Origin of the sequence: Halomonas sp. McH1-25, assembly GCF_022348165.1 — a bacterium.
GTDB lineage: Bacteria > Pseudomonadota > Gammaproteobacteria > Pseudomonadales > Halomonadaceae > Modicisalibacter.
On the sequence record NZ_JAKRFI010000001.1, the window covers coordinates 63,662 to 85,723 of the forward strand.

A 22,062-nucleotide genomic window follows, 5' to 3' on the forward strand; every position below is an offset into this window, starting at 1 on the left:
CGACAGCGTAACTCAGGGGGCGGCATCCAGTACGGTGCGCAGACCGAGCCCGAGCATCAGCGTCAACGAGAAGCTGAGCATGGTGCCGAGCAGGACATATTCGGTCAGCTTGCGGTCGCGATCCTCGCGCAGGTCGCCGAATCGCAATACCGACTTGGCGGCCAGCAGGAAGCCGATCGGCGTCCACTCCCCGGCCAGCACGAAGGTCAGCACCAGAAACCGCTCCAGCATGCCGATACGCGCCCCGGCGTCCGCCAGGGTGCTGCGATTGTCGACCTGGGCGCTCCAGCGGCGCATGACCAGCGCAATCAGGATCGACAGCGGGCGGGTGATCAGCAGGTAGGCGAGCAGGGTGAGTAGCGTCTCCGGGCGCAGCAGCCACTGGCCGAAGGCCGTCAGCGCCGCCCAGGGCTCGCTGAGCCACAGCCAGACCGACAGCAGCATGAGCAGATGCAGCAGTTGGTCGAGCAGAAAATACCCCAGACGCTCGGGCAGGTGACTTTTGACGATATCGATGCCCAGGTGGGTTGCACCGATCACCAGCGCGCCAGCCACGGCCGATCCCCAGGGCTGCTGCGTGATCAGGAGTGCCACGAGACTCAGCAGGGCATGCACGCCGGCATGCTTGTAAAGGGCAGGCGAACGATGCTGCAGATTCTTCTTGCTCTGCACCCAGGCCTTGCCCTGGAGCAGAAAATCGCCGCCCAGATGGGCCATCAGCAGGGCCAGAAGCGAGCCGATCGAGTCCGTCATCACGTCGCAACGCTCCCCAATGCTTTTTGCATGTAGTCGAGATAATCGCGGATCAACGGCCAGCGGGCCGCTGCCAGTCGACGGTTGACGGTCGGCTGAGCGCGGCCCAGGCGCTTGGCCAGTTGCTGTTGCGATTCGCGATGCAACAAGCTGAGCGAGACCACCTCGGCGGAAAAGCTCGACCAGTGACTGACGATGTCGTCGGCGAAGCGCGTCAACAGCGCCAGATGCCCTTCGGCGGTTTCTGCCGGCGTGACGATGGCCAGGCGATCCGGGCCGTCACCCAGGGCGTCCAGGCGCCGCCCCGACAGGACGAAGGCCTCTTCCTGGGCATCCGAGAATCGATCGCTGGTGGGCAAGCGGCCGCCACCGACGGCCACGGCGATCCGGGCATCCCACATCGCCGAACGCGACGGGGAGTGGCGGATCAACGAGGCGCGCAACAGGATGGCGGCCAGCATGGCCTGGCCGGGGTTCGGAACGGCAACCTGGAAACCGTCGCCGCGATAACGATCGCTACGTGCGCCCAACGTCGTTTGTAGCAGGCGCAGGCTATCGTCCAACGCATGGCTGAGCGCTTGCTTGTCGTCGATGCGTTGAGAGCCGACCACATCGCCGGTCAAGACACCGATGTTGGCCATCGCGGGGTCCTCGTGCGTATTCTATAGCTTAAAAAAGCTATTAAACGAGATAATAGTCAAATATGGCTATTATAGATACCAAGTTTCCATACTGTATTTATGTACAGTATATAGCGACTGGCTAGGCATTGCAGCCCTCGAGTTGTATAGGCATGTAACCAACCGGCGCGAGCGGAAATATCTCAACGCACCAGTTCGCGAGCGGCTGCGTCGAGCCCCTGTACGCTCAGGGGGTACATGCGATCGCCGATCAGCTCGCGTATCAAACGGGTGGACTGGGTGTAGTCCCAATGCCGTCTCGGGGCCGGATTGAGCCAGGCAAAGCGGAGATATTTGTGGGTCAGGCGTTGCAGCCAGATGGCGCCCGGTTCGTCATTGAAATGTTCGACGCTCCCCCCGGGGTGGGTGATTTCGTAGGGCGACATGGCGGCATCGCCGACGACGATGACCTTGTAGTCGCTGTCGTAAGTGCGCAGCAGCTCCATGGTGGGCAGCCGCTGGTCGCGGCGTGAGTTGTCACGCCAGACCCCTTCATACGGGCAGTTATGAAAATAATAAGCCTCCAGATGCTTGAACTCGCTTCGGCAGGCAGCGAACAGGGCTTCGCAGATACGCACGTGATCGTCCATCGAGCCGCCGACGTCGAACAGCAGCAATACCTTGACGGCGTTGTGTCGCTCGGGGCGGGTACGCACGTTGAGCAGTCCGCCGTCGCGGGCCGTGGCGTCGATGGTGGCATCGATGTCGAACTCTTCGCCGGCTCCGGTGCGGGCGAAGCGACGTAGGCGGCGCAGGGCCATTTTCATGTTGCGTGGACCCAGCGTCAGGGTGTCGTCGTAATCGCGGAACTGGCGTTCGTCCCATACCTTGGCCGCGCGGCGCTGGCGTGACTCGGGCTGGCCGATGCGAATCCCCTCGGGATGATAGCCGTAGGCGCCGAAGGGACTGGTGCCGCCAGTGCCGATCCACTTGTTGCCCCCGGCATGGCGTTCACGCTGTTCGGCGAGGCGCTGCTTGAACGTCTCGATCAGTTGGTCCAGGCCGCCCAGGGAGTCGATCTTCGCCTTCTCCTCCTCGGACAGCGAACGCTCGAATTCGCGGCGCAGCCACTGCTCGGGAATCAGCGTCTCGAGAGCGGCATCGAGATTGCCGACGCCTTCGTACCAGGCCGAGAATGCGCGGTCGAAACGGTCGTAGTAGCGCTCGTCCTTGACCATGACCAGCCGGGCCAGGCGATAGAACGCGTCGATGTCGGCGAACGCGACGCCGCGTTCCAGCGCGGCATGCAGGTCGAGCCATTCGCGTAGCGATACCGGCACGCCGGCGCGTTTCAGCAGGTCGAACAGATCGATGAACATTGCCCTAGCGCCTCCGCTCGCCGCGCCGGACCATGAATGCCAGGCGGTCGAGCAGGGTGGTGTCCTGTTCGTTCTTGATCAGGGCGCCGGCCAGGGGCGGCAGCGTTCGCGCCGGGTCGCGCTCGTGCAAGGCATCCTGGGCGAGTTCATCCGACATGAGCAGTTTCAACCAATCGACCAGCTCCGAGGTCGAAGGCTTCTTCTTCAGGCCCGGGGCATCGCGCAGGTCGAAGAAGACCTCCAGCGCTTGTTCGACCAGGCGCCTGTCGATATCGGGAAAGTGGACATCGACGATGGCCTGCATGGTCTCGCGGTCGGGAAACTCGATATAGTGGAAAAAGCAGCGGCGCAGGAAGGCGTCGGGCAGTTCCTTTTCGTTGTTGGAAGTGATCACGATGATCGGACGGTGGCGGGCACGGATGGTTTGATCGGTTTCGTAAACGTAGAACTCCATGCGGTCGAGTTCCTGCAACAGGTCGTTGGGAAACTCGATATCCGCCTTGTCGATTTCGTCGATCAGCAGAACCACGCGCTGGTCGGCCTCGAAGGCCTCCCAGAGCTTGCCTGGCCGGATGTAATTGCTGACGTCGTGCACGCCCTCGACGCCCAGTTGGGAATCGCGCAAGCGGCTGACGGCATCGTACTCGTAGAGCCCCTGATGGGCCTTGGTCGTGGACTTGACGTGCCAGGTGACGAGCCGGGTGCCCAGCGAGCGTGCCAGTTCCTCGGCCAGCAGCGTCTTGCCGGTACCGGGTTCGCCCTTGATCAGTAACGGCCGCTGCAGAGCGACGGCGGCGTCCACGGCCAGGCGCAGTGCATCCGTGGCAACGTAGCTGGAGGTTCCTTCGAAAGCCATTCGCCTTCCTCGTCGATAGGTGTCAAACGAGTGTACGAAAGCCTTGGCGGTTGCTCAATTTTCCAGCTGATCAGGTCGTGGAGAGTGGCAGGCTTTCCAGCATCTGTGGATCGACGATGGAAGCGACGCTGCAGTTACGCCCTTTGGCCTTGCACTGATAGAGTGCCGAATCGGCACAGGCGATCAGCGTCTCGACATCGATCGGCGTGCCGGAAAGCGCGGTGGCGACCCCGATGCTGACGGTAACCACCGGGGCGGCGCTGGACTTCTCGTGGGGAATGCCGACGGCCTGCAGCATGCTGCGCATGGCTTCGGCCAGGCGCATGGCTTCGTCGAGACCGACATCGAGCAATACCACCAGAAATTCCTCGCCTCCCAGCCTGACGACGATGTCCGTTTCGCGACGAAAGGTGTCGCGCAGCACGTTGGCAATCTCGACCAGGCACTCATCGCCGGCGGGATGGCCGTAGTGGTCGTTGTAATCCTTGAAATGATCGACATCCACCATCAGCGCCGACAGTGGCGCCATACGGCGCCGGCTCAGCGGTAGGGCGACATCCAGGCGCTGCTCCAGCAGGCGTCGGTTGCCCAGGCCGGTCAGGGGGTCGTTGAGTGTCTGTTCGAGCAGGCGCTCGTTCTGCTCGCGAAGCGTATCCAACAGGCTTTGTATCTCGTTGGTCAGCAAGCCTATGTCGTCGTCTCGTTGCAGCAGCGACCTGGGAGGGGAGGTAGCGTTTCCTTCGCGCTGTTGCCTGACGTACTCGACGAGATCGTGGACCGGGCGGGTAAAGCAACGCTGAAGGAACAGCACCGTTGCGACCAGGGCCGCGATCAGGACTGCAGCGGACAAGGCCAGGCGTAGCGGTAGGGAAGTCGCTTGCAGAAAATAAAGCCGTGGCGTGTCGTGGGCGATACACCACATCAACGTACCCGCCACCAAGAGCAGCGCCGCAAATACGACGAGGAAACGTCGGTGGGTCGATTTATTGTGCGTCGTGGACTGCATGGCTCAGCGCTGGTGCGGGGCGTCACGAAAGCACCGTAGGGGCACGTCCGACGGCCAGGTTTCTGGAGTCTCCTACCCACGGATATCGGCGGCCGAGCGTGACTCTTTAACGCTAATCGAGCCCCAAGGAGCTGACGCTGTCATGATCTGCGGAGCTCGCTGAGCCGGTGCCGAACTGCAGGCTGGCCAGATGACGATAAAGCGCATTGCTTTCCAGCAGATGACGATGGGGACCTTCGCCGATCAGCCGGCCATGGTCGAAGACCAGCAGCCGGTCGGCGGAGACCACGGTCGAGAGCCGGTGAGCGACGACCAGGGTGGTGCGGCCTTGCATGAGTCGGTTCAGCGCTTCCTGGACCAGTCGCTCGCTCTCCGCATCGAGCGCACTCGTCGCTTCATCGAGCAACAGCACGCGGGGATTGCGCAGCAGGGCGCGGGCGATGGCAAGGCGTTGACGCTGGCCACCGGACAATTGCACGCCGCCGGGTCCCAGGTGGCTATCGAAGCCGTGGGGAAGGGCCTCGATGAAAGCCAGGGCATTGGCGTCATGCGCCGCGGCACGCACCTCGGCATCGCTGGCCTGGGGGGCGCCGTAGCGAATGTTGTCGGCAGCCGAACCGGTGAACAGCACCGGCTCCTGGGCGACCATGCCGATGACCGAGCGCAGTTGGGCCGGATCGAGGTCGCGCAAGTCCACACCGTCGAGACATAGCCTGCCGCGATCGGGATCGTAGAAGCGCAACAGCAACTGCAGCAGGGTGCTCTTGCCGGCCCCCGACGGGCCGACCAGGGCGATTCGCTCGCCCGGACGGATATGGATCGTGACGTCATCGAGAGCGGGGGTGTGGCGCCGGCTGGGGTAGGCGAAGGAAACGCGCTCGATGTCGATGGCGCCTTGCAGCGGCGACGGTAGCGGCATCGGCCGGTCAGGCGGGCGAATACTGGACCGGGCATCGAGCAACTCGAGCAGGCGCTCGGCGGCGCCGGCGGCACGCTGCACGTCGCCGGCCACTTCCGATAGCGCGGCGACCGCACCGGCAGCCAGCACGGCATAGAACACGAAGGCGGAGAGTTCGCCGGCAGTCATGTCACCGGCCAATACGGCGTGGCCGCCTTGCCAGAGCATCAGCCCGACGGCGGAAAAGATCACCAGCATGGCGATCCCGGTCAACCAGGCCCGCTGACGGGTGCGGGCCACGGCGACCCCGAAGGCGGCCTCGACATGCCGGGCATAATGGCGGCGGTCGGCCGCTTCATGCCCAAAGGCCTGGACGGTGCGAATGCCGGTCAGGGTTTCGCCGGCATAGCGCCCCAGCTCGGCAACCTGATCCTGGCTGTGCCGCGACAGGCGACGCACGCGACGCCCGAACCACAGGATCGGCAATACGGTTGCGGGTATGCCGAGCAGCACCAGGGCGCTGAGCCAAGGCTGGGTGACCAGCATTAGAATGGTGGCGCCGATGAGCATCAGCAGGTTGCGCAGCGCCACCGACAGCGATGAGCCGAACAGGCTCTGCAGCACGCTGGTATCCGCGGTCAGGCGCGACTGTATCTCGCCCGCTCCCTGATTGTGGCTGCCATTTTCGAAAAAGGCCGGGTCGAGGGTCAGCAAATGATCGAAGACGCGACGGCGCAGATCGGCTGCCAGGCGCTCGCCGATCCACGTCACCAGGTAATAACGCAGGGCGGACGCCCCGGCCAGCACGCCGACGACACACAGCATGGCGAACAGCGCCTGGTTGAGGTCGCTGGCGTCGCGGTCCATGAATCCCTGATCGATGGCCAGGCGCAGCCCCTGGCCCAGCAGCAGCACGCTGCCCGAGGCAATTAACAGTGCCGCTCCCGCCAGCGCCAGGCGCACTCGATAAGGGCGCAACAGGCCGAGCAGGCGCAGCAGGATACGCGGATTCGGTCGCGATTGGCTCATGGGATATCCAGGCTGGGAAAGGGACAATCTCGGCGACGATATCCTGGCAGCGTAACGGGATTGCACCGGCCTGGCCATCCACCAGGCCGGTGCTGACAACGATGCCGCTCAGAAGGGGTAGCGGCGGGGCTCGTGCTGGACGGTGATCCAGTGGTCGGTAGTGAATTCCTCGATGGCCCAATCGCCGTTAAAGCGACCAATGCCCGAGTTCTTTTCGCCGCCGAAGGGCGCATTCGGCGAGTCGTTGGTCGCCATGTCGTTGACGTGGGTCATGCCGGCTTCCATGCGGCGTGCAAAGCGTACGCCGCGTTCGAGGTTGCGGGTATAGACGGCACTCGACAGGCCGTATTCGGTGTCGTTGGCCAGTGCCAGGGCATGCTCTTCGTCGCGGGCGCGCAGGATGCCCACCAGCGGACCGAAGATCTCCTCGCTGGCAATGTTCATGTCCTGGGTGACGTCGCCGAAGACGTGCGGTGGCACGATCTGGCCTCGGATCTCGCCGTCGAGCAATACCTTGGCGCCTTCACGCTTAGCCGTCTCGATCTTGTCGCGAAGCGAGTCCAGTTGCTTGGCGTTGATGATTGGACCGATCACGGTATCTTCCTGTCTGGGGTCGCCAACCGGCAGCTGTCTCGCACGCTCGACGAAGCGTTCGACGAAGGCGTCATGGCAGGCATTGGCGGCGATGATCCGGTTCACCGCCATGCACACCTGGCCCTGATGCAGGAACTTGCCGGCAATCGCACCATCGACGGCCTGATCGATGTCGGCATCGTCCAGTACGACCAGCGGGCCGTTGCCACCCAATTCCAGCGCGACGTGCTTGATGCAGTCGCCACCGTTGGCCAGTTTGCCGAGGTTCTTGCCCACGGGCGTAGAGCCGGTAAACGAAATCAGTTTGGGGATCGGATGCTCGACAAAGGCATCGCCGATCTCCGAACCAGGCCCGACGACGACGCTCAGGACGCCTGCCGGCAGTCCGGCTTCTTCGAAGATGCGCGCCAACAGCAGTCCCCCGGTCAGCGGCGTATCGCTGGCGGGCTTGATGACGACCGCATTGCCCACCGCCAGGGCCGGTGCGACCGAGCGCTGCGACAGTTGCAACGGAAAGTTCCACGGGCTGATGACGCCGACCACACCCAGCGGCTCGCGATAGACGCGGCTTTCCTTGCCGGGAATCTCCGACGGCAAAATACGACCGTGCACACGGCTGGGCAGGCTGGCCGCTTCCAGCGTGACGGCACGTACCAGGTCGATTTCCAGTTGGGCCTTGATATAGGTGCTGCCCGCTTCGCGTATCAGCCAATCGGCGATTTCGTCGCGGCGTGCGTCCAGAATGCCAACCGCGCGTAGCATGACCTCGGCGCGAGCCGCCGGACCCATGGCCGCCCATTCGGGCTGAACCTCCTTTGCCTTGCGATAGGCGGCATCCATATCGTTGCGATCGGCCTGGCACAGCGTAAGCAGAGTGCTTTGGTCGTAAGGATTCTGCACATCGCGGGTGCGTTCACTGCTCCCCTCGCGCCATTCGCCAGCGAGAGGCATCAACTGCAAGTCTCGATAACGTTCGTGCATGGTGTCGTCCTTGAAGTGAGGCGTATGGATCGAAGTATGCAGTCGTTAGCGTAGACGCCCGCGAGAGGGGAAACGTATCGGCGGGTTACCGGCGCAGGCTACTGTGCATGCGTTGATTGCCGCATGTCACTTTTTTCGGATGCAATGTAAATTGCGGTAATTTTTAGCGTTTTTTAATCTCGCATGGCCTATTGGCAGGTGACGGGAGAGCGTGGATTGCTAGCCTATGGGACGTAAGGAACGCTACGCCAATCCACAAGGACGGAATCGCCATGGTCAAAAAATTCGCACTCATCTTCGGCATCGTTTATGTCCTGATCGGGATCATGGGGTTCATTCCCGGCTTGGTTACCCCGCCGGAAGCGACCCTCGATATGCCTGCCGATACGGGTTACGGTCAGCTTCTGGGCCTCTTCGCCGTCAATCTTTGGCACAACCTGGTTCACCTGGCCATCGGGGTATGGGGCATAGTCGCCGCCAAGAGCTTCGGATCAGCGGTGTTCTATGCCCGGGCCAACACGGTGATTTTCGGCGCGCTGGTCATTCTGGGGCTCTTTCCGGTCACCAACATCCTGTTCGGTCTGGCGCCGATCTATGGCAACGATATCTGGCTGCACCTGCTCAATACGCTGGTCGCCGGCTATTTCGGTTTCGGTCCGCCAGCCCGCCAGAAGGCAGAACCGATGCATCATCGGCCCCAGTAACCGGCTGGCTTGACCTCGCCAGGGGCCGCCAGCATAGTTTCCGATGGATCCAGCGTGTGGAGTGAGATCGATGAGTGAGGCTTTATTGCTGGCGTGTCCCCATTGTCTGGCGATGAACCGGGTGCAACGGGCGCGTCTCGAGGATGCGCCCAGTTGTGGCAAGTGCAAGCAGGCGCTGTTCACGGGAGTTCCCATCGACCTGACGGCGGCCAATTACGATGCCGTCGTCGTGCGTAGCGAGTTGCCGGTGGTGGTGGATTTCTGGGCGAGCTGGTGCGGGCCGTGCAAGGTCATGGCGCCCGTCTTCGCCCAGGTGGCCGGTGAGCTGGAACCCCGCATGCGGTTCGCCAAACTGGATACCGAGGCCGAGCAGGCATTGGCGGGGCGCTTCGGCATTCGCAGCATTCCAACCCTGATCGTCTTCAAGCACGGCCAGGAAGTGGCCAGACAAGCGGGAGCGATGCAGGGCTCTCAGCTCAAGCAATGGCTGACGCCGCACCTGGCTTGAGCCGCAAAGCGCATGTTCGGAACCGGTAGCGCAGTACGTGTACACTGATGGCAACATGGACTGCTTATCGGGAGACGACGTTGACTGCGACTTACCGCACCCAGGGACCGATCATCACTTCCCTGCTGGACACCGACTGGTACAAGCTGACCATGATGCAGGGGGTGCATCACAAGTACCCCAACGCCAGCGTGACGTGGGAGTTTCGCAGCCGGAATGCCGAGGATCTCGAACCGTTCATCGACGAGATACGCGAACAGATCGACAATTTGGCAGCGATTCGGCTAAGTCCCGAGGAATCGGCGTACCTGAGTACGTTCCCCTATCTGTCGCCCGACTTCATCCGCTTTCTCGAGCTGTTCCGCTTTCGCCCGGAATATGTCGATGTGCACATGGAGGGCAGTGAACTATGCATCGTCATCGACGGGCCCTGGACGCATAGCATCCTCTTCGAGATCGTGATCCTGGCAATCGTCAGCGAGGTGCGCAATCGAGCCCTGTATCCCGAGGTGATGATCGACCAGGCCGTCGCGCAACTGCGTCGCAAGCTCGACGGCTTGCGCAGCCGCTATACGGCAGCGCAACTGGAGGGATTCAACCTGGCCGACTTCGGCACGCGCCGGCGTCTTTCCCAGCCCGTCCAGGAAGCCATCGTCGAGGTGCTGGCCGAGGAATTTCCCGGCAACTTCGTCGGCACCAGCAACGTCGATATCGCGCATCGCCATGATCTGTGTCCGATGGGTACCATGGCCCATGAATGGGTCATGGCCCACCAGCAATTGGGCAGCCGGCTGATCGACAGCCAGCGAGCGGCGCTGGAGGCCTGGGTACAGGAGTACCGCGGTCATCTGGGTATCGCATTGACCGATACCATTACCCTCGATGCCTTCCTGCACGATTTCGATCTGTATTTCGCCAAGCTGTTCGATGGCTTGCGTCACGATAGCGGCGACCCAATGGTATTTGCCGAAAAGTGCATTCGGCACTACGAGTCGCTGGGAATCGATCCGATGACCAAGACGTTGATCTTCAGCGACGCGCTGACCTTCGACAAGGCGATGGGCATCAAGCTGGCGCTGGACGGACGGATCAGGAACAGCTTCGGGATCGGCACCCACCTGACCTGCGACGTGCCCGGCGTGCAGCCGATGAACATCGTCATCAAGATGATGTCGTGCAACGGGCAGCCGGTGGCCAAGATTTCGGACGAGCCGGGCAAAGCGTCATCCCGGGATTTGAGTTACGTGAACTACCTTAAAAAGGTCTTTCAGGTCGCGCACTGAGTGTCCGGCAAGAAAAAACACAAAGGAACCATCGATGCACAAGGTCATGATCGTCACCGGCGGCAGCCGGGGCATTGGCGCCGCCACGGCAAGGTTGGGCGCCGCCGCCGGGTATCGTGTCTGCCTCAGCTACCGGGGTAACGAAGCCGCTGCGCAGTCCGTCGTCGACGGGATCGAGCGGGACGGCGGAACCGCCATCGCGGTGGCAGCCGACGTGGGCAACGAAGCCGATATCCTGCGGCTGTTCCAGACCACGGACGAGCGCCTGGGCCCGGTCACGGCGCTGGTCAATAACGCCGGTATTCTCGAGCGCCAGATGCGCGTCGAGGACATGGACGCCGAACGCCTGTCACGTATCCTTGCCGTCAATGTCGCCGGCAGCATTCTGTGCGCGCGCGAGGCCATCCGGCGCATGTCGACGGCCCATGGCGGGCAGGGTGGAGCCATCGTCAATCTGTCTTCCGTCGCGGCACGCCTGGGCGCGCCGAACGAGTACGTCGACTATGCGGCGACCAAGGGGGCCATCGACACCTTCACGCTGGGACTGGCCAAGGAAGTGGCCGCCGAAGGCGTTCGCGTCAACGCCGTCAGACCCGGCATCATTTATACCGATATCCATACCAGCGGCGGCGAGCCTGGACGAGTCGACCGACTCAAGGACACGGTGCCCATGAAACGCGGCGGGCAGGCCGAAGAAGTGGCGCAGGCGATTCTCTGGCTGCTTTCCGATGCAGCGTCTTACACCACGGGAACGATCATCGACGTGACCGGTGGACGTTGACGGTGGCTTAACACGGTTGTACCGCTGAAGGCCATAACAAGGCGCGTCTTGCAGCGTTAAGGGAAATTAGCCAATGTGGTAGACGTCTTGCCGTAGACGAGCCGCCATGACTAATACCTTGCATAACGAAGCGGAAGAGTATGAACGCAAGCGGTTGTTTGCCTTGCGACAACTCAATCTGCTCGACACGTCGCCCAGCGAAAGTTTCGACCGTATCACTCGCATTGCCAGCCAGCTTTTCGACCTACCCATTGCCGCGGTTTCGCTGACCGATGCGGACCGTCAGTGGTTCAAGTCCCGGGTCGGGGTGGAGCATTGGGAGATTCCACGTTTCAAGGCCTGCTGTGGCGAGGTGGCCGATAGCGCCGATACCCTGGTGATCAACGATCTGCTGGCGTCGAACCACTATCGAGACAGTCCGTTGGCCCAGTCCGGCATTCGCTTTTATGCCGGGGCGCCATTGGTGACCAACGATGGTTATACGCTGGGAGCCATGTGCGTGCTGGGCAAGCAACCACGCGAGATCACCGAGCACGAGGTGGCGATACTGCAGGATCTGGCAGCCATGGTCATGGCGCAGATAGAGTTGCAGCATGCCTTCGGTCGTCTCGATCCGCTAACCGGCCTACCCAATCGAAGCAAGTTCGTGGAAGACCTTCAGGATCGCGCACGGGACAATACCGGGTCGATATGCTTCGCGCTGTTTATCGATCTGGTCGATACCGCCGGGGCGAGTACCCTGCAACGGGTCATGGGGCCCGCTTATCTGGATGACCTGTCCCGCGATTCCGCCCGCTTTCTTCAGGAGCTGCTGGGTCTCGAGGTCACTTTATACCATATGGGTCCCTGCCAATATGCGCTGGTATTGGAGGACGCGGAACATGAGCAGGTAGTGAGCAGGGCGGCTTGGCTTCAGCAGACGCTGGCAGCCATGGAGAATGCCGATAAGCTGCCTTTCATGTTGAGTCCCGCCGTCGGCGTGACTCCCTTCCATCTGGGCAAGGAAGACCCCGCCACGATCCTGCGTACGGCACATAGTGCCTGTCAGGACGCGCGACATGCAGAAACCGGCGTCGGCTTCTATTCTCTCGCGCTGGATGCCATTCATCAGCGCCGTTTTTCCCTGATTGCCGGGTTTCGTCAGGCCCTGGAGCAACCGCAACAACTCGGGCTGGCGTACCAGCCGCGGGTGTCGATGAGCACAGGCGGTTGTGTAGGCGCCGAGGCGCTCATCCGTTGGAACCACCCTCGACTCGGAACGATCTCTCCGGCTGAATTCATCCCTTTGGTTGAAAAAACGCCGCTGGCACGGGCATTGACCGATTGGGTCATTCGCCATGCCGTTGCCCAAGCGGCCCAGTGGCACCGACAAAACCTGGGAATCCGCGTTTCTATCAATATTTCCGCCACCAATCTTGAAGAAAAGGATTTCACGGCACGTTTGCTGGCGACATTGGCAGCGCAGAACGTGCCGTTATCCGCCATCGAACTGGAGTTGACCGAAAGTGCATTGGTCGGCAAGGGGCGCGCGGCGCGTGACGAGCTCGATGCTCTTGCCAAGGCGGGCGTGCGCATAGCCATCGACGATTTCGGCACGGGTTACAGCGGCCTGTCGTATTTGCAGCATGTTCCGGCACAAGTCGTTAAGGTCGACCGCTCTTTCGTCGCGCAAATCGAGAACGAGGCGCGCAGCTGGACGCTGGTGAAATCCATGATCTCAATGGCTCACGAGCTTGGATACCATGTCGTTGCCGAAGGCATAGAGACGCATGAAGCCTATCGGCTGCTACAAGCATTGGGATGTGACGAGGCGCAGGGCTACCTGTTGGCCAAACCCCTGCCTGCCCAGGAGTTCGAAAGTTGGTTGAGCGCACGGCATGAGGGCGAATCGAGCCTCGGGCGCCGTGATGTTCTTGGATGATTACGCTGTGGCGGGGCCTGGGTGGCAAGCGTTATCGAGCCTCATCTGTCGCGTTTCCCTGGCTGTCATGCCGAAGCGCGCTCTGTAGGCACGCGAGAAATGTGCCTGACTCAGAAAACCCCACGAGTAAGCGATCTCGGCAATGCTCATGTGCCGGCATTTCTCGTCGCCCAGCATCCTGTGCACCCTGTCGAGACGTTTCGTCATGATGAGCCTGGCAACGCTTTGTTCCCGCCGGGCAAACAACCGATTGAGGTGGCGCAGCGAAATGCCCGCAGCGGCGGCGATGCGGGCACCATCGAGTTCGGGCTCGTGCAGATGGTCTTCGATGTATTGCCCAGCGAGAAGCAAATAGGCCGTGTCCAGGGAGCTCGCCGGTCGTCGCTCGTTCATTAGCATCAACTGCAGCAGTTCACGCATGTCTCCATGCAATGCATTGCCATTGTCCGCTGCAGGGCGGGTCAGGGCTTCAAGCAGGCGTTGCCGAAAGGTACGCAGCAAGAGGCGTTCGCTGCCTGAGACGGGAGCGATCTTGATAGGCGACGCCAATGCTGTCTCCGGTAAGCCCTGCAAGCAGGCCTTGGGCAGATCGACGAGCAGCTGACGCATCGGATGGACGAAGCCGTACAGGTAGGGGATGTCCGTATCGTAGACGATCAGCTCACCGGGGCTGACATTGACGCAACGGTTCCCTTGGTAGAAGAACGCCTCGCTTTCCAGCAACAAACAGGCAAAGACGGAATCCTTGGCATTCCTTCTGACGAGTTCCGGTGTTCGCTCGATAACATGCTCATTGCCTCGGATGTCGCTTAGTCCCAAGCCGGGTGTCTTCAGGTTGAGCTGTTCTGCATCGAGGCCTGCCTCGGCAAACGAGGAACAACGCAGTCCGACGATGGTCTCGCACGCCGAGCTTTCCCAATAGGCGAGGCGCTGCTCTCGAGGCACGTCTCGCGTCGATATGCGGCGCAATGCTGGCAGGGCCATGCGTCTTTCCCCAGTGATGGCATGTCCCGTAGAGTCAAATGTTCGGTCCGCTTGGGTCAATGCGGCCTTTGGCTGAGTTGCTAAGGTCTAGCCACGGCAGTAGCCGATTGACAACGACAACACCGAGGAGAACATCCATGCCCAACCAGGCGACGAACGAATTCTGGAAAGACCTGCCGCCCATTGCCAACAGCTTCAAGCCGGATACCTTGCCAGAAGTACACATTGCCAATGCGCCTACCGACGACGAGCGTTACTACGTACCGTTCAGTGAAACGGTATCTTCGCGGCCACTATGGATCTCGCCATCACAGAACCGCTGGTGCGACGTACTGATGGCCAAGGGAGCAGGGCTGGTCAACCGCCACTATCATCCCAATGAGGTCTTCGCCTATACCATTTCGGGCAAGTGGGGCTATCTGGAACATGACTGGATCGCCACGGCGGGTGATTTCGTCTATGAAACGCCAGGCGAAGGGCACACCTTGGTGGCTTATGACCATCCGGATCCCATGCGCGTATTCTTTATCGTCAAGGGGCCGCTGATCTGGCTGGACGAAAAGGGAGAGGCGAATGGTTATTTCGACGTTCACGACTATATAGCGTTATGCCGTGAGCATTATGAAAAAGTGGGTATTGGCGCGGCACACGTCGATACCCTGTTCCGCTGATCTGGACAAGCGATCAGGTAATGACGGCGCCTCATCCAAGGCGGATGAGGCGTTCTCCGACCGGGAAGTAGGGGTCAGGTGCCGACGTTCATGCAGTTATCGTAGAACGTCACGGTCGCCGGCCAGTCCGAGAACAGGCCCTTCACCCCCACGTCGCGGGCCAGCACGTCCAACGTCAACAGCTTGTCCCCGTCGCTGTCGATCACCTCGTCCGTGGTGCGGTGGTACCACTGGCCGTCCTCGCTCAGCGGGCCAGAACGCTCGAAACTCCAGGCGATGACGTCGAGCCCCGCCTGTCTGGCGCGTTCGGCGTAGACCGACGGCACGATGCGGCTACCGGATTCGCCAGCCTCGGGATTGGAGGCCAGCAGCATCCACAGCGGTGGGGCGATGATGTTCACGCCCTCGTCGGCCAGCGCCTGCATGCTGGGCTCCCAGGTATCGGGTTTGGCGTGATCGAAGCCTTCCTCGTCATAGCGGTCGTCGAGATAGACGGCCTGCTTGCCGAACTCGGGCGTATGCTCGATCCAGTAACGCACGTCTTCCAGCTCGAACGATTGCGGATAGACGTCGCTGGGCGCAACGTTGGCAGCTCGATACTCGTCGATGAGCTTCTGCGCGTAGTCGGCCTGCGACATGTCGTCGAAGGGCATGGCCACGCTCGGGGCCTTGAGCTCCGGCGTCATCTTTACGCCCATGGCCTTGAACAGCTCGATACTCTCGGCATGAGTCATCAGCGTGCCGCGCTGAGCATACAGGTCGGTTCGCCAGTTGGGTGTCCCGTCCATGTAGGCTGCGATGCTGCGCGCCTCGGTATCGGCGCCTTCCATCTTGCCCTTGAGCGTCTTGAACTCGGCCAGGGTGATATCGCTGGTGCAGCACTGCACTGCCGGCGCATTGGTCAGCTCACCGCTCCGGTCGAACTTGGGCGGCACGTTGCACTTCTGCGCCAGGTCCGTTGCCAGAATGCTCGTGGTGGTGTGCAGGTCGCACTGGGAATGGCGGCAGACGAGTTCCTTGTCGGCGGTAAAGGTCACGTCGCACTCGAGAATGCCCGCGCCCATCTGCGCGCCGGCAATGTAGGCCTCCCGCGTGTGTTCGGGAAACTGCAGCGGCGCCCCCCGGTGGGCGATGGAAAATTCCGTGCGCTGCCAGTCGCCGCGTTGGGCCGCACAGTTCAGCAGCCTGGTCTTGAGGTCGCGCGAGCGCTGGGTGTCTTCGTCCATGTCCTGAACGAGAAACAGTGGGCGTGGCCCCAAAGTGATGTGGTCGGTGGCGGCAATGACCGCCTGCTCAGCGTCGTCCGCCCAAGTCGGGGAGGCCATGGTGGGCAAGGCAACCAAGCTCAGGGCAACAGATAGGGCATTCTTCTTTTGCATGGTTCGACTCGCTGTCTTCTTCCTGAAAACGGGGGCACGGCTGAGTATGGACCACGTTGTGTTACGGGGCGGCGACAAGGGGGTGAAGGTGGGGCTAACGCAGTATCAGGCCCAGCGGGGATCGGCGGTGAAGGCCACCGTGAACCAGCGGTTCTGCGGCGGGATGCTCAGGTTCGCGGCGATCTCCTCGCGAATCTCGTCGAGTTCGGTCATGCCGCGCTGCGAGGCGAAGTCCTTGCGGGTGATGATATGGATTTCGATGAAGTGGCCGCGCCCGGTCTTGGCGACGTGGCTGTGATAGCCGAGCAGGCCGTCGCGCTGCATGATCCGTTGCATGGCATCGTGAACCTCCTGGTCGATGTGGCTCGGCGCGATGAGGAACACTTCTTTCATGGCGCGGCGAACGATGCCCAGTGGGACCGGCAGGAAGCAAACCGTCAACACCGCCAGCAGCAGTGAATCCACATAAGGCGTCCAGTGGTCCAGGGGAGTGCCTTCGAGCAGCGCCGCAATGACAAAGGCGACCAGCAGCGCGGAGGTGATCAGGGCCGCCATCAGCCAACTTTGCGTATCGATGCGCAGGAATTCGGAATCCGCTTGTCGATTGACCCCTTTCTCGAAGACGTACATGCCGAAGCAGACGCAGGCGACCACGACTGCATAGGCGATGGCCGCGCCGAAGGCGAGGTCGCGCCCGCCTTCGAGTAGCCCCTGGACGGCATTCAGAAAGGCATAGCAGCAGAGTAGTGTCAGCACGGCGCCGTTGAAGGCGGCCACCATCGGCTCGAAGTGCCAATAGCCGTGCTGAAAGCGCTCGCTGGCCTCACGCACGGCCAGTCGCGACACCAGCAGGGCGAGTCCCGACATGGCCGCATCGATGGTAGAGAACATCCCATCGAAGAGGATGGATTGCGAGCCGGCCAGCAGGCCCAAGGCGACACCCAGCCCGGCGACGAACAGCGTCATGCCAATGGAGATTTTCAATGCGCGCTGTTCGAGGTGGGATTGCATGAGCGAGCCGCCGCTTGGCCAAACCGCTAATATACGCCCTGGCTAGCGCAGGTAGCCAGTAATCCTCGGTGTCGCAGCTCTGGCTGACGCCTCACTTCCACTTGATGCTGCAGCCCATCGAGGGCGTCTGGTTGGCATTCGGCTGTTTGCCCTTCAGCAAGGCATCGGCAGCGGCTCGCAGGTCCTTGCCATTCGGCGTGCCCTTGCCGGGCCGGCTATCATCGAACTGTCCGTGGTAGGCCAGCTTGTGTTCGCTATCGAATAGGAAGAAATCCGGTGTACATGCCGCCCCGAAGGCACGCGCCACTTCCTGACTCTCGTCCACCAGGTAAGGGAAGGTATAGCCGCGAGCTATCGCTTCCTTGCGCATGCGCTCGGGACTATCGTCCGGGTGGGCGTGGAAGTCGTTGCTGTTGATGGCGATGACCATCAGGCCCTTTTCGATGTACTCACTGGCGAAGGCCGCAAAGCTATCGGCGATATGCTGCACGAACGGACAATGGTTGCAGATGAACGCGACGAGCAGTGGATGGCCGCCGTACTGCTCGCTGGAAATCTCGTTTCCTTCGGGATCGGGCAGCCGAAACTCCGGCATCGGCGAGCCCAGCTCGGTCATGTTGGAAGGTGTCAGTGCCATGACGATCTCCTTTCCTCGAGTGTCGAAATTACGCTTTAGTTGCACGGGCAGAGCTATCATTACCAAGGCTCTGTATTGATTCCAGGTCCTACACTTATAGAACCCATGTCGACAACAGCCAACACGCCTGAACCGCCATACTACGCCGTCATCTTCAGCAGCCATCGAACCGAGGGCGATCATGGCTATGCCGCCATGGCCGAACGCATGGTGGCGCTGGCCGCCACGCAGCCGGGTTTTCTCGGCATCGAGTCCGCCCGGGAGGAACTGGGCATCACCGTATCGTACTGGGAAAGCCTGGAAGCCATCCGGAGCTGGAAGCGGCACGCCGAACACCTGGAGGCACAGCGACTGGGCCGCGGGCAATGGTATAGCGACTTTCGGGTGCGCATCGCCAGGGTCGAGCGCGAATACGGCATGTAGGCCTTGACGTTGGTTCTCGCCGGCATGGGGTAGGGCGGCCGGAGGGAATTTTTGACGGCTGCCCAAGACGCCGGGTGGCAAAATCGGGATAATGGCGGGCCATATCTCAAGACTCCCCGAAAGCCATCAACCCGGCTCCCGCTTATGGAAATCAAGGTCAACTATCTCGAGAACCTGCGTCAGGAAGCCAGGTTCGACGACTTTACCGTCATCACCGATCAGCCGATCCGCTACAAGGGCGATGGCTCCGCCCCGGGCCCGTTCGATTACTTCCTGGCCTCGTCGGCGCTGTGTGCGGCCTACTTCGTGCGGGTGTACTGCAACGCGCGGGACATCCCCACCGAGAACATCCGGCTGTCGCAGAACAACATCGTCGATCCGGAAAACCGCTACAACCAGATCTTTCGCATCCAGATCGAGTTGCCGAACGACCTGTCCGACAAGGATCGCCAGGGCATCCTGCGTTCCATCGAGCGCTGCTCGGTCAAGCGGGTGATCCAGAATAACCCCGAGTTCCAGATCGAGGTGGTCGACAACATCGACGAGGATGCCCAGGCGCTGCTGATGGGAGGCACCGTCGAGGGTGAGAACACCTGGATCGAAGGCAAGGACCTGCCCCTGGAGCAGACCATCGCCAACATGACCGGCATCCTCGAGAAGCTCGGCATGAAGATCGAGATCGCCTCGTGGCGCAACATCGTGCCGCACGTATGGTCGCTGCACATTCGCGATGCCGCCTCGCCGATGTGCTTCACCAACGGCAAGGGCGCCACCAAGGAAGCCGCGCTATGCTCGGCGTTGGGCGAGTTCATCGAGCGCCTGAGCTGCAACTTCTTCTATAATGACCAGTTCTTCGGCACGGAGATCGCGGATAGCGCATTCGTGCACTACCCGAACGAGCAGTGGTTCCAGCCGGGGCCCAGCGACGCACTGCCGGAAGGCATCCTGGACGATCACTGCCGGGCGATCTACGACCCCGACGGCGAGCTGCGCGGTTCGCACCTGATCGATACCAACTCCGGCCGGGCGGATCGCGGCATCGTCTCGTTGCCGTTCGTGCGCCAGTCCGACGGCGAGACGGTCTACTTCCCCTCCAATCTGATCGAGAACCTCTACCTCAGCAACGGCATGAGCGCCGGCAACACGGTGGCCGAGGCGCAGGTGCAGTGTCTCTCCGAGATCTTCGAGCGGGCGGTGAAGAAGCACATCATCGAGGAAGAGATCGTGCTGCCCGACGTGCCCGACGAGGTGCTGGCGAAATATCCCGGCATTCGCGAAGGCATCGAGGCGCTGGAGGCCCAGGGCTTCCCGGTGCTGGTCAAGGACGCCTCCCTCGGCGGCCAGTTCCCGGTGGCCTGCGTCACGCTGATGAACCCGCGTACCGGCGGCGTGTTCGCCTCCTTCGGTGCGCATCCCAGCCTGCAGGTGGCGCTGGAGCGCAGCCTTACCGAGCTATTGCAGGGACGCAGCTTCGAAGGGCTGGACGACCTGCCGCCGCCCACCTTCAACTCCCAGGCGGTGGCCGAGCCGAACAACTTCGTCGAGCACTTCATCGACTCGTCGGGGGTGATTTCCTGGTGCTTCTTCAGCTCGCATGCCGATGTCGAGTTCTGCGAGTGGGATTTCTCGGGTACCAACGACGAAGAGGCGCAGCGCCTGTTCGGGATTCTCTCGGAAATGGGCCTGGAAGCCTACATGGCCGTTCACGAGGATCTTGGCGCGCCGGTGTGCCGCATCCTGGTGCCCGGCTATTCCGAGGTCTATCCGGTCGAGGACCTGGTCTGGGACAACACCAACATGGCGCTGGCCTTCCGCGAGGACATCCTCAACCTGCATTCGCTGGACGACGGGCAACTGGCAGATCTGCTCGAACGCCTGGAGGAAAGCGAACTCGACGAGCAGATGAAGATCGTCACCCTCATCGGCATCGAGTTCGACGACAACACCGTCTGGTCCGAGCTGACCATTCAGGAGTTGAAGCTGCTGATTCACCTGGCGCTCGGGCAGCATGAAGAGGCGCTGGATCACGTCGCGATGTTCCTGCAGTTCAATGACAACACCGTGGCGCGTGGGCTGTTCTACCAGGCGATGCAGGCAGTGCTGGAAATCACTCTGGACGACGAACTGGCGTTGGACGATTACTTCGCCAACCTCAAGCGCATGTTCGGCGACGAGACCATGAACGCCGTGGTCGGCTCGGTAACCGGCGAGGTGCGCTTCCACGGCCTGACGCCCACCAGCATGAAGCTGGAAGGCATCGATCGCCATCAGCGCCTGATCGAGAGCTACAGGAAGCTGCACGCGGCGCGCGCTGCCAGAGCGGGAGTAGCCGCAGTCTCAGCCTGATCGTTGCCTCATAGGTAACGTAGCCCCCGCGTCGGTTTCCCGGCTCGGGGGCTTTTCGTTAATCTCGTATAGCCCTACAGTGAGATATTCCACACTATTCGGGACTGTGTACTGGTGTGGAACTGACTTGCCATCGCCCCGGACGGGCGGCGTCAGGCTAGCAGGAGGGCGCATGCAGATAAGAATGGTAAAAGAGACTGATCTTGAGTCACTCAGGCAACTGTTTCGCGAAGCCTTCGAGGAGGAGGGTGAGGCTGTATCGAATCTGGCCCTGTCGCTGATAGAGGATAAATCCGCACAGCCCCGGGTAACCCTCGTGGCGGAAGAAGGTGACCGGCTTGTCGGCAGTGTTATTTTCAGCGCGGTAACGCTTGAAGGCGCCGAGCAGATCTGCAGTTATATCCTGGCCCCATTGGCGGTCGTCAAGGACGTTCAGCGTTCGGGAATCGGCCGCAAACTGATCGAAAGTGGCTGCGAAGCCCTGTGTGAGCAAGATGGCGATGCGGTGTTCGTGCTGGGTGATCCCGAGTATTACGGTCGCCATGGCTTCTTCTCGAAACACCACGTTCATCCACCATACGAGCTCCCCTATCCCGAAGCGTGGATGGCTCGCTCACTGCGTGGTATTTCGCTCGAATCGCTGCAGGGGCGACTTATATGTGCCGACTCACTCATGCGCCCCGAGCTTTGGTAAGCCGCAAGCTCCGAGCCAGTCGTTAGTTCGGCCGGAAGCTGCGTCGGGGCGACTGCGCATCGAAAACGGGCAGCGGAGCTATTTCTGATCGGTTTCGAGCAACGCGACGGCCAGACGCACGAAATCCACGGAAGAAAGAATGCCGACGAGACGACCTCCGTCGTCCAGTACCGGCATGGCGCCCTGGCGATGTGCCAGCAGTTGCCGCCCGGCGTCGGCGAGTGGCGTGTCGGCCGACAGCGTGAGCACGTCCCGGGAAATGACCTCGGCAAGCGGTATCCGCCCGAGATGCTGGCTCAAACGCTTCGAGCCGTAGGTATCGGTGATTCGCAACGCTTCCCGCAGCACGACCTTCTGATTGAGCAATCCCGCCAGTTGGCCCTGGTCGTCCAGCACCGGCAGATGCCGTATCTTGTGTTCCCGCATGGTCTCGTTACCGTCGTTGAGTGTCTGCTCGAGACGTAGTGTGACGATGTCGCGGATCATGATGTCGGCTACTACGGTGGGAGTCTCTTGGGTCATCGGAACAATTCTCCATCGAATCGAGTAGGGGGCTCTGCGCTTTATCGGCAGGGATAGGCCAGACAGTAGTCGGATGGCGGGA

21 protein-coding genes are annotated in these 22,062 nt (G+C 61.5%); 9 read left to right on the forward strand and 12 right to left on the reverse strand.

Annotated elements, in window-relative coordinates; all coding sequences use genetic code 11:
• Positions 1-12 precede the first annotated feature (12 nt).
• From MHM84_RS00255 to MHM84_RS00285, 7 genes are all read right to left on the reverse strand, one after another.
• Complete coding sequence (locus MHM84_RS00255) at positions 13-753, reverse strand: DUF3307 domain-containing protein (RefSeq protein ID WP_239263756.1); 741 nt, start codon at positions 751-753, stop codon at positions 13-15.
• Entirely contained in the window at positions 753-1,394 is a 642-nt protein-coding gene (locus MHM84_RS00260; RefSeq protein WP_239261217.1) for a hypothetical protein, read from the reverse strand. Before MHM84_RS00260 ends, MHM84_RS00255 begins: the two co-directional genes overlap by 1 nt.
• Before the next feature lie 182 nt (positions 1,395-1,576).
• Positions 1,577-2,752 carry a VWA domain-containing protein gene (locus tag MHM84_RS00265; protein WP_239261218.1) on the reverse strand — a complete coding sequence of 392 codons (1,176 nt, stop codon included), beginning with the start codon at positions 2,750-2,752 and terminating at the stop codon, positions 1,577-1,579.
• A 4-nt stretch (positions 2,753-2,756) separates the two neighbouring features.
• Positions 2,757-3,608, reverse strand: a complete 852-nt coding sequence (locus tag MHM84_RS00270) for a MoxR family ATPase (RefSeq protein ID WP_239261219.1) — start codon at positions 3,606-3,608, stop codon at positions 2,757-2,759.
• Positions 3,609-3,678: 70 nt separating this feature from the next.
• The gene (locus tag MHM84_RS00275; RefSeq protein WP_239261220.1) at positions 3,679-4,614 is read right to left on the reverse strand and encodes a GGDEF domain-containing protein; all 936 of its coding nucleotides are present in this window, start codon (positions 4,612-4,614) and stop codon (positions 3,679-3,681) included.
• 112 nt (positions 4,615-4,726) lie between these two features.
• On the reverse strand, positions 4,727-6,541 hold the full coding sequence (locus tag MHM84_RS00280; protein WP_239261221.1) for an ABC transporter transmembrane domain-containing protein: 1,815 nt from the start codon (positions 6,539-6,541) through the stop codon (positions 4,727-4,729).
• 108 nt (positions 6,542-6,649) lie between these two features.
• The gene (locus MHM84_RS00285) at positions 6,650-8,116 is read right to left on the reverse strand and encodes an aldehyde dehydrogenase family protein (RefSeq protein ID WP_239261222.1); all 1,467 of its coding nucleotides are present in this window, start codon (positions 8,114-8,116) and stop codon (positions 6,650-6,652) included.
• A 272-nt stretch (positions 8,117-8,388) separates the two neighbouring features.
• On the opposite strand from MHM84_RS00285, the gene MHM84_RS00290 reads away from it, so the two are divergent.
• From MHM84_RS00290 to MHM84_RS00310, 5 genes are all read left to right on the forward strand, one after another.
• The gene (locus MHM84_RS00290; protein ID WP_239261223.1) at positions 8,389-8,820 is read left to right on the forward strand and encodes a DUF4383 domain-containing protein; all 432 of its coding nucleotides are present in this window, start codon (positions 8,389-8,391) and stop codon (positions 8,818-8,820) included.
• A 70-nt stretch (positions 8,821-8,890) separates the two neighbouring features.
• Positions 8,891-9,328 (forward strand): thioredoxin TrxC, encoded by a 438-nt coding sequence (gene trxC / locus MHM84_RS00295; RefSeq protein WP_239261224.1) that lies wholly within the window; start codon positions 8,891-8,893, stop codon positions 9,326-9,328.
• Between the two features lie 80 nt (positions 9,329-9,408).
• The gene (gene pncB / locus MHM84_RS00300; protein ID WP_239261225.1) at positions 9,409-10,611 is read left to right on the forward strand and encodes a nicotinate phosphoribosyltransferase; all 1,203 of its coding nucleotides are present in this window, start codon (positions 9,409-9,411) and stop codon (positions 10,609-10,611) included.
• 34 nt (positions 10,612-10,645) lie between these two features.
• The gene (locus MHM84_RS00305; RefSeq protein ID WP_239261226.1) at positions 10,646-11,392 is read left to right on the forward strand and encodes an SDR family oxidoreductase; all 747 of its coding nucleotides are present in this window, start codon (positions 10,646-10,648) and stop codon (positions 11,390-11,392) included.
• A gap of 106 nt (positions 11,393-11,498) precedes the next feature.
• Complete coding sequence (locus tag MHM84_RS00310; RefSeq protein WP_239261228.1) at positions 11,499-13,313, forward strand: sensor domain-containing phosphodiesterase; 1,815 nt, start codon at positions 11,499-11,501, stop codon at positions 13,311-13,313.
• Here the strand turns inward: MHM84_RS00310 and MHM84_RS00315 are convergent, their stop codons facing one another.
• Positions 13,314-14,297 (reverse strand): helix-turn-helix domain-containing protein, encoded by a 984-nt coding sequence (locus MHM84_RS00315; protein WP_239261231.1) that lies wholly within the window; start codon positions 14,295-14,297, stop codon positions 13,314-13,316.
• Between the two features lie 137 nt (positions 14,298-14,434).
• Here MHM84_RS00315 and MHM84_RS00320 point away from each other — a divergent pair, with 137 nt between their 5' ends.
• Entirely contained in the window at positions 14,435-14,968 is a 534-nt protein-coding gene (locus MHM84_RS00320; protein ID WP_239261233.1) for a 2,4'-dihydroxyacetophenone dioxygenase family protein, read from the forward strand.
• Positions 14,969-15,042: 74 nt separating this feature from the next.
• On the opposite strand, the gene MHM84_RS00325 is transcribed toward MHM84_RS00320, so the two are convergent.
• The 3 genes from MHM84_RS00325 to MHM84_RS00335 all read right to left on the reverse strand — a co-directional run bounded on the left by MHM84_RS00325 (position 15,043) and on the right by MHM84_RS00335 (position 17,995).
• Positions 15,043-16,347, reverse strand: a complete 1,305-nt coding sequence (locus MHM84_RS00325; RefSeq protein ID WP_239261235.1) for a glycerophosphodiester phosphodiesterase family protein — start codon at positions 16,345-16,347, stop codon at positions 15,043-15,045.
• 105 nt (positions 16,348-16,452) lie between these two features.
• A complete protein-coding gene (locus MHM84_RS00330) occupies positions 16,453-17,358 on the reverse strand; it encodes a cation diffusion facilitator family transporter (RefSeq protein WP_239261237.1) in 906 nt (301 codons plus the stop codon).
• 91 nt (positions 17,359-17,449) lie between these two features.
• Positions 17,450-17,995: a thioredoxin family protein gene (locus MHM84_RS00335; RefSeq protein ID WP_239261239.1), complete on the reverse strand. Its 546-nt coding sequence runs from the start codon at positions 17,993-17,995 to the stop codon at positions 17,450-17,452.
• 105 nt (positions 17,996-18,100) lie between these two features.
• Here MHM84_RS00335 and MHM84_RS00340 point away from each other — a divergent pair, with 105 nt between their 5' ends.
• The 3 genes from MHM84_RS00340 (at position 18,101) to MHM84_RS00350 (ending at position 21,458) form a co-directional block, all read left to right on the forward strand.
• A complete protein-coding gene (locus MHM84_RS00340; protein WP_239261241.1) occupies positions 18,101-18,418 on the forward strand; it encodes an antibiotic biosynthesis monooxygenase in 318 nt (105 codons plus the stop codon).
• Between the two features lie 144 nt (positions 18,419-18,562).
• Positions 18,563-20,764: an OsmC domain/YcaO domain-containing protein gene (locus tag MHM84_RS00345; RefSeq protein ID WP_239261243.1), complete on the forward strand. Its 2,202-nt coding sequence runs from the start codon at positions 18,563-18,565 to the stop codon at positions 20,762-20,764.
• Positions 20,765-20,936: 172 nt separating this feature from the next.
• Positions 20,937-21,458, forward strand: a complete 522-nt coding sequence (locus MHM84_RS00350; protein ID WP_239261245.1) for an N-acetyltransferase — start codon at positions 20,937-20,939, stop codon at positions 21,456-21,458.
• A gap of 78 nt (positions 21,459-21,536) precedes the next feature.
• Here MHM84_RS00350 and MHM84_RS00355 read toward each other — a convergent pair whose 3' ends face one another.
• The gene (locus MHM84_RS00355) at positions 21,537-21,980 is read right to left on the reverse strand and encodes a CBS domain-containing protein (RefSeq protein ID WP_239261247.1); all 444 of its coding nucleotides are present in this window, start codon (positions 21,978-21,980) and stop codon (positions 21,537-21,539) included.
• Positions 21,981-22,062 lie beyond the last annotated feature (82 nt).